This is a genomic window from Mesorhizobium sp. M7A.F.Ca.CA.001.04.2.1 (genome assembly GCF_003998485.1).
In the GTDB taxonomy this organism is placed as follows: Bacteria; Pseudomonadota; Alphaproteobacteria; order Rhizobiales; family Rhizobiaceae; genus Mesorhizobium; species Mesorhizobium ciceri.
Window position 1 is genome coordinate 21,665 of the sequence record NZ_RZQT01000065.1, and the last position, 14,756, is coordinate 36,420.

The window sequence follows — 14,756 nt, forward strand, 5'->3', positions numbered from 1 at the left end:
TTCGCCCTTCCGCCCTGACCGGCGCAGGGCTGGGGAAGAATATGCGTATCAAGTCCGTCCAAGCCTGGTGGATCCGCGTTCCGATCGAAGCCGCTCGGCAGCACCGCAGCGACTTCGGTCAGGTGACGACCTTCGACGCCGCCATCCTGCGCATCGAGACCGATGACGGGCTGGTCGGCTGGGGCGAAGGCAAGAACGCCGCCGGCAGTGCCGGCAGCTACGGCGCGCTCGTCCATATGCTGAACCATGAGGTCGGGCCGCAGCTGGTTGGCCGCGATCCGGCCGACATCGGCGTCATCTGGGAGATGCTCTACAATGGCGTGCGCCACGACAGCGCCGCACGCGGCGGCCACGCCATGCCGCAGCTGGCGCGGCGCGGCATGAGCATCGCGGCGATCAGCGCCGTCGACATCGCCCTGTGGGACATTCTTGGCAAATCGCTTGGCGTTCCTGTCTGGCGGCTGCTCGGCGGCCGCAAGCTCGATCGCATGCCGGCTTACGCGTCTGGCGGCTGGGCGGCCGCCGACGCCATCGGCGAGCAGTTGAAGTCCTATATCGCCAAGGGCGGTTTCAAGGCACTGAAGATGCGGGTTGGCGCCATGGACGGCGCGGCGCACATTTCCGCCACCCGCGTGCGCGCCGCACGGCAGGCGCTCGGCCCCGATGTCGAACTGATGGTCGACGCGCACGGCACCTACACGGTGGCTGAAGCCAAGCGCTTCATCCATCTCGTCAACGACCTTGACCTGGCGTGGTTCGAGGAACCTATCATCGCCGACGATAAGCCGGGCATGGCCGAAGTGCGGGCAAGTGGCGCCGTTCCGATTGCCACCGGCGAAAGCGAGGCGACCCGCTACGCCTTCCGCGACCTTGCCGTGCTCAAAGCCGCCGACATCTTCCAGCCCGATCCCGCCTTCTGCGGCGGCATCAGCGAGGCGATGAAGATCGGCACCATCGCCAGCGCCTTCAATCTGCGCTTTGCACCGCATTTGTGGGCCGGCGCGCCCTGTTTTTTCGCAGGCTTGCATGTCTGCGCCGCCTCGCCGTCGAGTTTCACCGTCGAATATTCGCTCGGCGCCAACCCGATGATCCATGATCTGGTCGAAGAGACTGTCGAAGCCAGGGACGGTATGATAGCGATCCCGGAAAAACCGGGTCTGGGATTCACCATTTCGGAGCGGTTCCTGGAGGCGCACGCGCAACGCGGTTGACGATGAAAGAAAAGAACCTTCTCGCGGAACTCGCTGCCTACCTGTTCTCCCATTCGGACAAGGAGAGCGGCCGAACGCCATCGGAGCGCGAACTGGCGGAGCATTTCGCCGTCAGCCGCGGTCAGATCCGCGAGGCGCTGGCCATCCTGGAGGCCATGCGCATCGTTGAGCGCCGGGCCAAATCCGGCATCTACATCGACACCAAGCAGGCCAGTGTGGAGGCCATGGCGCTCTTTGCCCGCGCGGGCCTCCCGCTCGACCCGATCCAGATCTACGAGACGGTCGAACTGCGCAAGATCCACGAGATCAAGGCGGCCGAACTTGCCTGTTCGCGTGCCACCGAGGAGAATTTCGAGCGGCTGCGCGAAATCCTGAAGGCTTCGGAAGAGCGCATCGCCGCCGGCGAAGGGCTTGCCAGGGAAGACCGCGAATTCCACCTCGAAATCGTGCGCGCCACCAAGAACAGCGTCTTCCACAATGTCTGCAGCGTCTACTACATGATGGGCGAGCAGCGCCTGCCGATCTATTTCAACGACCCCGAGCGCAACGTGCGCTCGCATGCCGAGCATATCCAGATCTATGAAGCGCTGCTGCGCCGCGACGGCAATCTCGCACAGGCGCTGATGAGCGCCCATCTGCAGGGCGCTGAGAGCTACTGGAAGGGCCTGATCGAGGGCCATGGCGAGGAGCCGCAAAGCCCGGCGCTCGAAAAAGCCTGACCGACATGGCCCGTATCCTCACGACGCACCCTCTGCACCCGCGCGCCTCGGCTATGCTCTCCGGCGCCGGCGAGCTCGTCGTCGCCTCCGCCATCGATCCGGCCACGCTGGCCGCCGAAGCGAAAGATGCCGACATCGTCATCGTGCGTGCGCCGCTGCCCCCACAGCTTTTCGACGGCGCAAAGCTGCTGCGGGCGGCAATCCGTCATGGCGCCGGGCTCGACATGATCCCGATGGAAGCAGCGACGGCCGCCGGCGTGCTGGTGGCGAATGTGCCGGCGGTCAATGCCCGCTCGGTTGCCGAACACGTCATGTTCGTGGCCCTCGCCTTGCTGCGCAACTTCCGCGTCGTCGATCGCGACCTGCGCGCCAAAGGCTGGCTTGCCGGCCGCGAGCACGCCAACGCCAACAGCGAGCTTGCCGGCAAGACGATCGGCATTGTCGGCCTCGGCGCCGTCGGCCAGGCGGTCGGCCATATCGCCGCGCACGGCTTCGACCTGAAGGTGGTGGCAACGACGCGCAGCATGCAGCCGGCGCCGGACAAGGTCGGCTTCCTGTCGATCGACGCTCTCGTCGAGCAGAGCGACATCATCGTTCTGTGCTGCCCGCTGACGCCGGAAACGCGCGGCCTGATCAACCGTGAGCGGATCGCCCGCATGAAGCCGCAGGCGTTGCTGATCAACGTGTCGCGCGGACCGGTCGTCGACGACGACGCGCTGATCGAGGCCTTGCAGAAACGGCGCATCGGCGGCGCCGCGCTCGACGTGTTTGCGACGCAGCCGCTGCCGTCGAACCATCCCTATTTCGGCTTCGACAATGTTATCGTCACGCCGCACATGGCGGGGATCACCGAGGAATCGATGATGCGCATGGGCGTCGGCGCGGCGGGCGAAGCCTTGCTCGTGCTGGCGGGCAAACTGCCGGTCAATCTGCGCAATCCGGAAGTGGTCGATCACTACCGGCAGCGGTTCCCGGCGAGCGTGTAGCACATCGCGGTTTCGCCCCAATTCTTCGTGACGTTGAGACCCATGTTCCGCCTCACATCCCTCATTGTCGCCGCCTGTTCGCTCTGCGCCATTCCGTCATTCGCGGCCGAAAGCAGCTATGTCTATTGCGACAACGGGCTGCGCTGCTTCAAGGCGCCCTGCCCGTCCAACAGCGCACTCGACCTTGCCACCGGGGCGATCATCAAGGGCGTGTCGATCGACCCCAGCGGATTGCCGCAGGCCGACAAGGCCATAACCGATCTTTCCGACGCGCTTTATGCAGGCAAGATCGTCGTCAGGGGCTCGATCGAGCACCGCACCCAGACGATCACCGGCAAGGAGTACAATCTGCCCTGGCTGGTCGCGACCCGTATCGTACGGACCGCCAAGGACAGCGAACGCAAGCACTGTTCGTCGCGCTGATGGGCGGTTCAGCCCTGCTCACGCGCCAAGCAGCTGCTCCACCTCTGCTGCTATGCGCAGCAGGCGTTGGTCATGGCCGTTGCGCGCCACCAGCATCAAGCCGGCGGGCAGCTGAGTGCCCGGCATCGGCAGCGAGATCGCGCAGAGATCGAACTGGTTGGCGACCTGCGTGTTGCGCAGCAGCAGGCCTTCGGTGCGGTCACGCAACCCGGCGTCGTCAGACATCGAGACGATAGTCGGCGCCGTCACCGGTGTGGTCGGCAAGGCCAGCACATCGACCGAGGACAGCCGCTCGTCCATGGCGGCGGCGAGCGCTGTACGACGGCGCATTGCCCGGATGTAGACAGGCGTCGGCAGCATGGCTGCCCGCGACAAAGGTCCGCTGACATGCGGGTCGACCGGTACCGAAGCTCCTGTCGCCAGCCAGTCGGCATGCACTTCGGCCCCTTCCATCGCGGCGATCGAACCACGCTTGGTGGCCGCGCGCAAATCGGCAAGCAGATCGTCGATCGACAGATCCTCGATCCGCGCGCCCGTCTGCTCGATCTTGCCAAGGCAGCGGTCGAACGCGGTCGCCACCTCGTCTTCCGTCTCTTCGAAAAGGACGCCGCGCGGAATGCCTATGCGAAGCCCTGCCAGGGCAATCGGCGTCAGCGCGGCCGGCACCTCACCGGCCATCACGGCGTCGGCGGCGGCACACTGAGCGACAGTTCGGGCAAGCGGACCGATCGAGTCCAGCGTGGCCGACAGTGGGAACGCACCGGCGAGCGGCACGCGCCGCGCCGTCGGCTTGAAGCCGACGACACCGTTGAGTGAAGCCGGAATGCGTATCGAACCGCCGGTGTCGGAACCGATCGATATTTCGCTCGTGCGCTCGCCGACGGAAACGCCGGCGCCTGAGGAAGAACCACCCGGAATGCGATTGGTGTCCACAGCATTGCCGGGCGTGCCGAAATGCTGGTTGTCGCCGATCGCGGTGAAGGCGAATTCGGTCATGTTGGTCTTGCCGATGATAACCGCGCCGGCCTGCCGCAGCCGGCTGACGATCGCGGCATCGCGCAGCGGAGGTGCTGCGGTCTTGAGCATCAGCGAGCCGGCCGTGGTTGGCTCGCCGGCGACATCGAACAAATCCTTGATCGAGACGATGGTGCCGTCGAGCGGCCCGAGCGTCACGCCGGCTTGGCTGCGCGCATCGCTGGCATCGGCCGCGGCCCTCGCGGCTTCGGCATAGAGCTTCGTGAACACACGCTCTTCGCCGGCACGGGCGGCGAGGCGCGCAAGGATGATTTCCAGATGATCACGGACGGATTGCATTTTCGGTGTCGGACTCCGGACGCCTTGAACGTCTTAAGGGATAGCGGCCAGTGCCTGGCTTGCCGAGACTTAACCCGGCGCAGGCGGTTTTGCACCCTGTCGAATGCGAGGAAAATCCGATGCTCTACAAAGGCAGCTGCCACTGCGGCACGGTCGCCTTCGAATTCAAAGCCGAACTGACCAGTGCCATCAGGTGCAATTGCTCGATCTGCTCGCGCAAGGGCGCCCTGTTGTGTGCCATCCCGCACGGGACCTTGCGGGTCCTGGCCTGGGCCGACGATTTGGGCACCTACACATTCGGCAATCATGCCATCGCGCACCGGTTCTGCCGGGCCTGCGGCATCCATCCCTTTGCGGAGGATGTCCGCGAGGGCCGTGAGCGCAGCGCCTACATCAACATCAACTGGGTTGCCGATCTCGACCCCTCGACTCTGTCGGTCTTCGATTTCGACGGGCGGTCGGCCTGAGTTCGTTCGTTGCTGCCGTCACAACGGCGTCGACCGAAAACCGTGATGGTTCTCGGGCCGACGCGCAGGTGTCAGGGAAGCCTGATTGCGGCGAGGCTACTCGGTCTGCTTCGGGCCGCGCAGGAACACCACGCTGGCCGCCAGCAATGTCGCCGCGCCGCAATAGGCGAAGGCACTGGCGACGCCGGTGTGGTCGACCAGCAGGCCGCCGAAGACGGCGCCGAGCGCGATCGCCACCTGGAACGTCGCCACCATCAGTCCGCCGGCGCTTTCTGCCTGGTCGGGTGCTGCCCGCACCAGCCAGCTCTGCAGCCCGACCGGAACCGCGCCGAAAGCAAAGCCCCAGACCGCAACGGCGGCAGCGGCGATCGTCGGCGAAGCTCCGAAAACCAGCATCGAGGCGGCGGCCGGTGCGATCAGCAAGGGCGCCAGCCCAACGGCTGCCTTGAGGCTGCGCTCGGCCAGGATGCCGCCGGCGACATTGCCGAAGAAGCCGCCAATGCCATAGGCCAGCAGCACCAGCGAGATCGTCTCGATGTCGAGCACGGGGACCTTCTCGAGGAAGGGACGGACATAGGTGAAGCCGGCAAAGTGTCCCGAAGCGACCAGCAGCGCCACCCTGATCGACGGACGCTTCAGCACGTCGAGCAAGGTGCGGAAGCTTGCCACACCCACGGGGGGCAATTTCGGAATGGTGGCCAGCTGCACCAGCAGCGCCAGGGCGGCGACCACGGTCGCAATCATGAAGGCCGTGCGCCAGCCCCAGATGTCACCGACATAGGCGCCGACCGGCGCCGCACAGACGGTCGCCAGCGAAACGCCGGTCAGGATGATCGACATGGCGCGCGGCATCAATCGCATCGGCACCAGCCGCAGCGTGGCCGTGGATTGCCGGGTCTGGATGAATTGCCAAGCCTTCCGGACGCAATGCCATTGCCAGGCCAACCGCATGCAATAGCTTGCCAGAACCAGGCAGCGAGAGGCCGGCGGCAAGCCGGTCCGAAGAGGAGAACCAATGCCAAATCATCCGAAGCTCATCGCACTCGCCGTCATGCTTGCGGTTCCCGGGCGCGCCTTTGCCCTCGAGGACAGCTACCTGCCGGCCGACAAGATCCCCTATGTGGCGGAAGTACCCGACCAGCCGCATCGTCTTGGCCCATTGTGGGGCGAGCGGGCCAAGGGTCCGGCAGGCACGTTGCTGAAGGTTCCCGGCAACTGGCGCGCACCGGTCCATGCGCACACCGCGGATTATCGTGCGGTGGTCATAAAGGGGATGTGGGCGCACTGGCAGATGGATGGCGGCGAGGCGACCAAGGTCGAACTGCCTCCTGGATCCTACTGGACCCAGAAAGCCAATGAGATGCATGACGACGCCTGCGTCTCCGACACGGAATGCGTGATCCTGCTGATCAACGACACGCCCTACGAAACCTACTTCCAGAAATAGGCTCGGATGCGGCTACGAGGCGTGTCGCAAGCTGACGCCGCTGCCCTTGTCGAACAGCACCACCTTGTCGGGGTTCCAGGCAAAGCGCACCGCCTGCTCGATGGCGACGTCGGTCCTGGCCGGCACGGTTGCACGCAGTGTCGCGTCTCCGACGCGCAGCGTCAGGATCTTTTCCACGCCGTGGTTCTCGACGTCGTGGACACGCGCCTCGACCGGCGCGCCGCTCTCGAGATAGACGTCCTCGGGACGAATGCCGAAGACGAGCGGGCGACCGTCGGTCGCCCCGCCCGCTTTGGCTCCCCCTGAAAAAGGCAATTCGAAATTCAGCGGCGCCATCACCGCGCGGCCGTTCACGAGCTTGCCGTCGATGAGGTTCATCGGCGGCGAACCGACGAAGCTCGCCACATAGGTGTCGCGTGGATTGTTGTAGATCTCATGCGGTGTGCCGGTCTGGACGATTCGGCCATGGTTGAGCACGCCGACCTTGTCACCCATCGACATCGCCTCGATCTGATCGTGGGTGACGAACAGGAAGGTGGCGCCGAGCTGTATCTGCAGGTTCTTCAGTTCAGTCCGCAGCGCCTCGCGCAGCTTGGCGTCGAGCGCAGACAGCGGCTCGTCCATCAGGAACACACGCGGCTTGCGCACAATGGCGCGGCCGATCGAGACGCGCTGCATCTCGCCGCCGGACAGCCGATCCGTCTTGCGGTCGAGCAGATGCTCGATCCGCAGCGTACGGGCGGCACGGTCGACACGGTCCTTGATCTCGGCGTCGGGTAGCCGGCGAATTTTCGGCTTCAGCGGGAATTCGAGATTTTCGCGCACCGTGTAGCGCGGATAGAGCGAATATTGCTGCAGCACCAGCGCCACGTCACGCTCGGCCGCACCCCAGTCGGCAACGTCGACGCCGTCGATGAAGACCTGGCCTTCGCTGGGCTTCTCCAGGCCGGCGATAAGCCGCAGCGTCGTCGTCTTGCCGGCGCCCGTCTCGCCCAGCAGCACGAAGAACTCGCCATCGGCAATATCGAGATCGAGCCCGGTGAGCGCCGTGTGGTTGCCGAAGGTCTTTGAGATGTTCTTGAGCTGGATATGGGCCATCAGAGTCTCACCTCGAGCGACTTGCCGCTTGCCTTGTCGAAGAAATGCGCCTGGGTCGGGTCGATCCTGGCGAAGACCCTTTCACCGGGTCCGGCAACGAAGCCGCTCTTGGTGCGGGCCCGCAGCAACTCGGTTCCGACCTTGAGATCGACGATGTCGAAGGAGCCGAGCGGCTCGACGATATGCGTGTCGACAGGCACGAAGCCCTCGGTCGCCTCGCGCCGGATGAGCACGCCTTCCGGCCGTATGCCAAGCGCCAACTGGCCGCCGGCATGGCCGTTGAGCTTCGACAGCAGCGCTCGCGGGAACTCGAAGCCGGCGGCGGCTCCACCGACCGTCACCGAAACCGAGGACGCCGTCTCGGCCACCGCCGCATCGGTGACATTCATCACCGGGCTGCCGACGAATTGCGCCACGAACAGATTTGCCGGCTGCGAATAGACCTCGTCGGGCGTGCCGACCTGCTGCAAGACGCCTGCGTGCATGATGACGATGCGGTCGGCCAGGCTCATGGCCTCGATCTGGTCGTGGGTGACATAGATGGTGGTCGAGCCCTGCTTGATGTGCAGCCGCTTGATTTCCGCGCGCATCTCCTCGCGCAGCTTGGCGTCGAGCGCGCCGATCGGCTCATCCATCAGCATGGCTTTCGGCCGCCGCACCAGAGCGCGGCCAATGGCGACGCGCTGCATGTCGCCACCCGAGAGCGCCGACGGCTTCTTGTCCAGCAGGTCGGTGATCTGCAGCGTCTTGGCGACGGAGCGCACCTCGCTGTCGATCTCCGTCTTGCTCTTGCGCGTGGCGCGCAAGGGGAAGGCGATGTTCTCGTAGACGCTCATATGCGGATAGAGCGAGAACGACTGGAACACCATGGCGATGTCGCGATCGGCGGCCTTCAAATGCTGCACCGGCTTGCCGTCGATGAAGATGTCGCCCTCGTCGATGGTTTCCAGCCCGGCGATGGCGCGCAGCGTCGTCGTCTTGCCGCAGCCCGATTGGCCGAGCAGCACGATGAACTCGTTGTCGGCGATCTTGAGGTTCAGGTCCTTGATGACCTGGACGGCGCCGAAGAATTTCTGGACGCCGCGAAGCTCGATCTGGGTCAATGCTGTGCTCCCGGATTGCGCACCTGGCCGGTGCCGGCCTTCTCCTCGGGCGCGATCTTGGAGGTTACGTTGAAGCCGACGAGCCCGATCAGGATGATGGTCAGGCCATAGCTGTGCAGCAGCATGTTCCAGGGCTGGCAGAGCGCGACGATGCCGAGCACCATCAGTATCTGCGACCCAGGCTCAAGGTATTTCTGGTTGAAGGCGCGAAAACTCATTTGCGGATCGCTCCGAAGGACATGCCGCGCAGCAGATGATTGCGAAGCAGGAAGGTGAAGATGGCGACCGGCAGCAGGAACAGGAAGGTTCCGGAGGCGATCACCGTCCAGTCCGGCAGGCCCGAACCGACCTGGCTCGGGATGAAGGGAGGCGCGGTCTGGGCGCGGCGGTTGGTCATGATCAGCGCAAAGGCGTATTCGTTCCATGCGGTGATGAAACAGAACACGGCGGTGGCGGCGATGCCCGTGGCGGCCTCCGGCAGCACGATCTTGAAGAACGCCTCCATGCGCGTGTAGCCGTCGACAAGCGCGGCCTCCTCATATTCCTTCGGAATCTCGTCCATGAAACCCTTCATCAGCCACACGGAGAAGGACAGGTTGAAGGCGGTGTAGAGAATGATCAGGCCCAGATGCGTGTCGTTGAGCCCGACTGCCCGGTACATCAGGAACATCGGGATGGCGACCACCACCGCCGGCAACATGCGCGTCGACAGGATGAAGAAGAGCAGGTCCGCCTCCCCTTTCACCTTGAAGCGCGAGAAGCCATAGGCGGTGAATGTCCCCATGCCGACCGCCAACACCGTCGAGGTGATGGCGATGATAAGCGAGTTCAGGAAGCGGCTCGGATATCCCGACCATTGCACCTGGCCCTTGCCGTCGCGCACGATCTTCTCGCCGCCGTCGAACACGACGCGTTCCCACCACGGGGCGGCGGCATATTCTTCGGCCGACGGCGGGCTGCGCAACTGTGAGCGCTTTGTGAAAAGTTTGACGAAAGGCGAGATGGTCGGTTCGAACATCACCGTCGGCGGGATCGTCGTGGCCAGGTTGCGTGGCTTGAACGAGGTCGCCACGATCCAGTAGATCGGCGCCAGGAAGATGATCGTCACCAAAAGGACGGCGACAATAGCGACCTTGTTGAGCGCCCGTTCACCCGAAGTCTGGACGGCCGCCATCTCAGCGCTCCTTAACTTTGTTGAGGTATTTCACATAGATGTTGGTGATCGCCAGCACCATGATCAGCACGATATAGGCAAGCGCGCAGGAGCGCCCCGTCTGCCATTCCTGGAAAGCCATCTTGTAGAGACGGATGGAAATCACCTCCGTGCTCGGCTGCGTCGACAGCACATAGGCAAGATCGAAAGTCTTGAAGGCTTCCATGGTGCGGAAGATGACCGCGATCATCAGGATCGGCGCGACCAGCGGCAGCGTGATGCGGAAGAAGGTATAGAACGGCCCGGCGCGGTCGATCGCGGCAGCTTCGTAAAGATGCTTCGGCACCGCCGAAAGCCCGGCGAGCGACAACAGCATGACGAAGGGCGACCACATCCAGATGTCCGTGAACGCGACCGCGTAGAGCGCCATCTTCGGGTCGCCGAGCCATTGGAATTTGCCGAGGTCGAGCACGTAGTTGATGACACCCCAGGACGGATCGTAGAGCAGCTTCCAGAACAGGCCGACCACCGCCATCGAGAGCATCATCGGCAAGAGCAGCAATGTCGTGATCAGGCCCTTGAGCGGAATGGTGCGATTGAGCAGCATTGCCGTTCCAAAGCCGACGACAACCTGACCGACGACCGAGACGATGACGTATTTCGCGGTCACCGCGAAATTGTTCCAGATATAAGGGTCGCTGAGGAGCTCGCGATAGTTCTTCAGTCCGACGAAATTGGCCGGCGCATTGGTCGATGCGCGGAAGTCAGTGAAGGAATAGCCGAGCGAATAGATCAGCGGAAAGATGTTGAAGACGATCAGGAACACGATCGTCGGAATGATGAAGAGGTTGCGTATCGAAATGTCGCTGAGGCCGCGAGAGGCGGCTCTGGAGGAGGTATTCAGCGGTGTGATCATTGTGGTCGCCAAGACCTGCTCCCATTCCTGAAAAAGAAAACGGAGGAGGCGCAGGCCTCCTCCGCACTACATGTCGGTTATTGGCCGCGGCCGTATTTCTTGAACGTGGCGTCCCAATCCTTCGCCAGCGCATCCAGCATTTCCTTGGCCGTACCATCGCCGTTTACGATGTACGGATAGACACGCTGGTTGAGCTGCTGCAGCAGTTCCGCATACTCCGGCACCGCCCAGAAGTCCTTGACCTTGAACATCGTGTCGTAGAAGGCCTTGTTGTAGGGCGTGGCGTTCTGGAACTCGGCCGATTCCAGCACGGCCTTGTTGCAGGTGTAGCCACCGAGGGCCGCCCACTTCTTCTGCGTATCGTCCTGGATGAACCACTTCAGGAATTTCATCGCCTCTTCCTTGTTGTTGGAATAGGAGACGACGGAAATGCCCTGGCCGCCGAGCGCGGCGAACTGCTCGCCACCTGGACCTGCCGGGTTGGCGAAGAAGCCGGTGTTCTTGGCGTTCGGGTTCGACGCCTCGTTGATCAACGAGGGGAAGAAGGCGAAGTAGTTCATGCTCATCGCCGCCAGGCCTTCGGTGATGGCCTGGTTGTTCTCGACGAAAAAGGCGTTGGTCCAGCCCGGAGGCGTGAAGCCGAACAGCTTGCGGTAGTTTTCCGCCGCGGCCACCGCCTTGTCCGAGTTGATGATGCCGTCGACCTTGTAGGTGCCGAAGTCGCCGAGCTCACCGCCATACGAGAACAGCGCGTTCTCGAAGCCCATCGCCAGGCCGTCATACTGGTTCTGTGTGTAGATGGCGATGCCGTAGCGGTTCTGGTCGGGCCTGTTGAAGAACTCCGCGATGTCGGTCATTTCCTTGAAGGTCTTCGGAACGGCAAGGTCGTAGCCATACTTGGCCTTGAACGCTTCCATTTCCTTCGGATCCTCGAACCAGTCCTTGCGGTAGGCCCAGCCCACGGCGTCGCCCTCGGCCGGGATCGACCAGTATTTGCCGCTGTTGCCGGGATATTCGGAGTAGAACTTGACCGTCGCCGGAGCCATCTTGTCGAGAACCTTGTTCTCTTTGACGAAGTCGGTGAGGTCGACATAGTGACCGCCCTCGGAGGCGGCACCAAGCCATTGCGAGTCGCCGACGACCAGGTCATAGGCGCTGCCCTTGGCGTTGAACTCGGTAAAGGCCTTGGTCTGGAAATCGGCCCACGGGGTGGTTTCCACCGTGATCTTGACGCCGGTTTGCTTCTCGTACTCGTTGCCGAGCTCCTGCAGATAATTTGCGGGATCCCATTCAGCCCAGAAGATGGTGAGTGACTTTTCCTGCGCGTAAACGGACGTTCCGCAGGCAAGCGTTAAGCCGATACCAGCAAGTACGCTGGTCACTAACTTGCGCATAATGATTTCCTCCCTTGTGCGCGTTCTACCTTATCGTGCGAGCCGGCAACGTGGCCGGCCCTGGTAGTTCCTCCCGTGATCGCACCTTTCCGGTTTCGAGCCTCCTCGCCCCGCCGGAAAATGGATCGCAGCCCTCACTTTCGATCCGCTTTTCTGATCCAATCTGGTATTACCAATTTTGCATGCGCGTCAAGCCCTTTCTTGGCAGCTTGACGTGGCCATTTCCATCGGATTACCGCTTTATCTGCCTGTTTTACCAAGATTTTCCTACTCAGTGATATGATCGGGTATTGTCCAATACCCCACCCAACCGCTAAGATCAGTAGTGTGCATGCCAATCTGGTCGAACCAGTTAGGCTCTATTTCACGACTGCCTTCGGATCGAAGCTGCCTCCTTCATCGACCGATTCCGCCACTGCCGCACGCACCAGCGCCCCGGCCGCCCACTGTGCGACCGACATCGTCCGGCGGCTGTCCAGCCCCCAGATATCCTTGAGCACGATCAGCACCTCGACGCCGAAGATAAGCGACAGCGCCTGTGCCAGCCGCTTGAAGTCGCGCGGCGGCAAACGGCCCTTGAGCGGCGAGAGCGCATCCTTCAGCAGGTCGATGCGGTGGCCACGCGTAAAGGCGGGCTCACCGCCCAGCGTGCCGGCCTGACGCCGCGCCCATTGATCGAGCGACAGCTTCAGTGCTGCCTTGAACGTAGCCTCGAAGGCCTCGATGCGCGGCATGGCCGTGTCGAACAGCTCGGCGACCCGGCGCTCGGCATCGGCGGAGGTCGATTGCCAGGTGAGGATTGGCCCCAGCCCCTCGTCGACGACGGCCTGCACCAGTGCCGACTGGCTCGGGAAGTAACGATAGGCGGTGGCGCGGGAAACCTCGGCCGCCTCGGCGACCTCGCTGACTGAGGGCGTGACGCCCGCCTGCATCAGCCTTGTTGCCGTCTCCAGCATCAGCCGTTTGGTCCGCGCGCGCGGCCCACGTTCGGGCACTGGGCCGGTTGCCCGTTCAGCCTCGTCGCTCGCAGCGGATTGTTGACGTGAGACATTCATACCAATACGATACGCGCGTCTCAAAAATTTGCAATGGCGTCCGCATCGTCGAGTGGCCCGGGCAATGAGCGATGGGGGCGGCATCGCGCCTGCCAAGATTGGGAGAGCGCAATGAAGCGTATTTATGTGGTGGGGACCGCGGACACCAAGGGCGAGGAACTCGCCTTCCTGGCCGATGCGATCACTGCTGCGGGCGCCCTCGTTTGTCGTGTCGATGTCGGAACGCGCGACGCAACCATCCCCGTCGATATCAGCGCGAGGGAAATCGCCGACCATCATCCCGGCGGCCGTGAAACCGTGCTCGGCGGCAATGATCGCGGCGCCGCGGTCGCCGCAATGGGCATCGCCTTCGCCCGCTTTGCCCAATCGCGCAACGACATCGCGGCCATGATCGGCATCGGCGGCGGTGGCGGCACATCGATCGTCACGTCGGGCATGCGCGCCCTGCCGCTCGGCCTGCCCAAGATCATGGTCTCGACGCTCGCCTCCGGCGATACCGCTCCCTACGTCGATGTCTCCGACATCATCATGATGCCTTCTGTGACCGACATGGCCGGACTGAACCGGCTCTCCCGTGTCGTGTTGCACAACGCGGCTCAAGCCATATCAGGCATGGCGGCCAGCCCGGCGCCACCGCCCGACGGCAAGCCATCGATCGGCCTCACCATGTTCGGCGTCACCACGCCTTGCGTGACCGCCATCGCCGACCAGCTCCGTTCCGGATATGACTGCATGGTCTTCCACGCCACCGGCACCGGCGGCCGCAGCATGGAAAAGCTGGCCGACAGCGGCTTGCTGTCCGGCGTCGTCGACATCACCACGACCGAAGTCTGCGATCTTCTTTTCGGCGGCGTGCTGCCGGCGACGGAGGATCGTTTCGGCGCCGTCGCACGCACGGGGCTGCCCTATGTCGGCTCCGTCGGCGCGCTCGATATGGTGAACTTCTGGGCGCCTTCGACCATCCCGGAACACTATCGCGACCGGCTGTTCTACGAACACAATCCCAATGTCACGCTGATGCGCACCACGGCGGACGAATGCCGTGCGATCGGCGAGTGGATCGGCACCAGGCTCGCCCGCTGCGGGGGACCGGTGCATTTTCTCATCCCGGAAAAAGGCGTCTCGGCGCTCGACATCGAAGGCGGCGCCTTCTTCGACCCGGAAGCCGACGCCGTTCTGTTCGATGCCATCGAGCGCACCATCAAGCCCAACGGCAAGCGCCGCGTGACGCGCCTGCCGCTGCATATCAACGACCCGGAATTCGCAAAGGCAGCAACAGCGGCCTTCCTCGACATCGCCAGACAGTGAGAGACCTCAAAAAATGCCCGCCATACCGCGCAAGGACATCTTGAAGAAATTCAGGGGAATGATCGACAAGGGCGTGCCGATCGTCGGCGGCGGCGCCGGCACCGGCCTGTCGGCGAAGGCCGAGGAGGCCGGTGGCATCGACCTCATCATCATCTACAATTC

General features: G+C 63.4%; 16 protein-coding genes and 1 pseudogene. 8 read left to right on the forward strand and 9 right to left on the reverse strand.

Going from position 1 to position 14,756, the window contains the following annotated elements:
* Positions 1-41 precede the first annotated feature (41 nt).
* From EN955_RS20530 to EN955_RS20545, 4 genes are read left to right on the forward strand one after another with little or no spacing between them, the layout of a single operon-like run.
* Complete coding sequence (locus EN955_RS20530; RefSeq protein ID WP_023812460.1) at positions 42-1,211, forward strand: mandelate racemase/muconate lactonizing enzyme family protein; 1,170 nt, start codon at positions 42-44, stop codon at positions 1,209-1,211.
* Positions 1,212-1,213: 2 nt separating this feature from the next.
* On the forward strand, positions 1,214-1,930 hold the full coding sequence (locus EN955_RS20535) for a FadR/GntR family transcriptional regulator (protein WP_013529506.1): 717 nt from the start codon (positions 1,214-1,216) through the stop codon (positions 1,928-1,930).
* Between the two features lie 5 nt (positions 1,931-1,935).
* On the forward strand, positions 1,936-2,916 hold the full coding sequence (locus tag EN955_RS20540; RefSeq protein WP_024504433.1) for a hydroxyacid dehydrogenase: 981 nt from the start codon (positions 1,936-1,938) through the stop codon (positions 2,914-2,916).
* A 42-nt stretch (positions 2,917-2,958) separates the two neighbouring features.
* Positions 2,959-3,339, forward strand: a complete 381-nt coding sequence (locus EN955_RS20545; RefSeq protein ID WP_024504434.1) for a hypothetical protein — start codon at positions 2,959-2,961, stop codon at positions 3,337-3,339.
* An 18-nt stretch (positions 3,340-3,357) separates the two neighbouring features.
* On the opposite strand, the gene EN955_RS20550 is transcribed toward EN955_RS20545, so the two are convergent.
* On the reverse strand, positions 3,358-4,653 hold the full coding sequence (locus EN955_RS20550) for an amidase (protein ID WP_024504435.1): 1,296 nt from the start codon (positions 4,651-4,653) through the stop codon (positions 3,358-3,360).
* Positions 4,654-4,772: 119 nt separating this feature from the next.
* Here EN955_RS20550 and EN955_RS20555 point away from each other — a divergent pair, with 119 nt between their 5' ends.
* Complete coding sequence (locus EN955_RS20555; protein WP_024504436.1) at positions 4,773-5,120, forward strand: GFA family protein; 348 nt, start codon at positions 4,773-4,775, stop codon at positions 5,118-5,120.
* 96 nt (positions 5,121-5,216) lie between these two features.
* Here EN955_RS20555 and EN955_RS20560 read toward each other — a convergent pair.
* A pseudogene (locus tag EN955_RS20560) lies at positions 5,217-5,996 on the reverse strand (MFS transporter); the annotation flags it as partial.
* Between the two features lie 139 nt (positions 5,997-6,135).
* Between EN955_RS20560 and EN955_RS20565 the strand changes: the two are divergent.
* Positions 6,136-6,567 carry a DUF4437 domain-containing protein gene (locus EN955_RS20565; protein WP_013529500.1) on the forward strand — a complete coding sequence of 144 codons (432 nt, stop codon included), beginning with the start codon at positions 6,136-6,138 and terminating at the stop codon, positions 6,565-6,567.
* Positions 6,568-6,579: 12 nt separating this feature from the next.
* On the opposite strand, the gene EN955_RS20570 is transcribed toward EN955_RS20565, so the two are convergent.
* From EN955_RS20570 to EN955_RS20600, 7 genes are all read right to left on the reverse strand, one after another.
* Positions 6,580-7,665 (reverse strand): ABC transporter ATP-binding protein, encoded by a 1,086-nt coding sequence (locus tag EN955_RS20570; RefSeq protein ID WP_013529499.1) that lies wholly within the window; start codon positions 7,663-7,665, stop codon positions 6,580-6,582.
* Positions 7,665-8,768: an ABC transporter ATP-binding protein gene (locus EN955_RS20575; protein ID WP_013529498.1), complete on the reverse strand. Its 1,104-nt coding sequence runs from the start codon at positions 8,766-8,768 to the stop codon at positions 7,665-7,667. Before EN955_RS20575 ends, EN955_RS20570 begins: the two co-directional genes overlap by 1 nt.
* Positions 8,765-8,986, reverse strand: coding sequence for a hypothetical protein (locus tag EN955_RS20580; protein WP_013529497.1), 222 nt, complete (start codon positions 8,984-8,986; stop codon positions 8,765-8,767). The genes EN955_RS20575 and EN955_RS20580 overlap by 4 nt, the downstream gene beginning before the upstream one ends.
* The gene (locus EN955_RS20585) at positions 8,983-9,942 is read right to left on the reverse strand and encodes a carbohydrate ABC transporter permease (RefSeq protein ID WP_013529496.1); all 960 of its coding nucleotides are present in this window, start codon (positions 9,940-9,942) and stop codon (positions 8,983-8,985) included. The genes EN955_RS20580 and EN955_RS20585 overlap by 4 nt, the downstream gene beginning before the upstream one ends.
* Position 9,943: 1 nt before the next feature.
* Entirely contained in the window at positions 9,944-10,849 is a 906-nt protein-coding gene (locus EN955_RS20590; RefSeq protein ID WP_013529495.1) for a sugar ABC transporter permease, read from the reverse strand.
* A gap of 65 nt (positions 10,850-10,914) precedes the next feature.
* A complete protein-coding gene (locus tag EN955_RS20595) occupies positions 10,915-12,231 on the reverse strand; it encodes an extracellular solute-binding protein (protein WP_013529494.1) in 1,317 nt (438 codons plus the stop codon).
* A 359-nt stretch (positions 12,232-12,590) separates the two neighbouring features.
* Positions 12,591-13,286 (reverse strand): TetR/AcrR family transcriptional regulator, encoded by a 696-nt coding sequence (locus EN955_RS20600; protein ID WP_024504437.1) that lies wholly within the window; start codon positions 13,284-13,286, stop codon positions 12,591-12,593.
* Between the two features lie 111 nt (positions 13,287-13,397).
* On the opposite strand from EN955_RS20600, the gene EN955_RS20605 reads away from it, so the two are divergent.
* Together EN955_RS20605 and EN955_RS20610 are read left to right on the forward strand one after the other, a co-directional pair.
* Positions 13,398-14,594, forward strand: a complete 1,197-nt coding sequence (locus EN955_RS20605) for a Tm-1-like ATP-binding domain-containing protein (RefSeq protein WP_013529492.1) — start codon at positions 13,398-13,400, stop codon at positions 14,592-14,594.
* 13 nt (positions 14,595-14,607) lie between these two features.
* A partial coding sequence (locus EN955_RS20610) for a phosphoenolpyruvate hydrolase family protein (protein WP_206523755.1) occupies positions 14,608-14,756 on the forward strand: 149 nt, incomplete at its 3' end.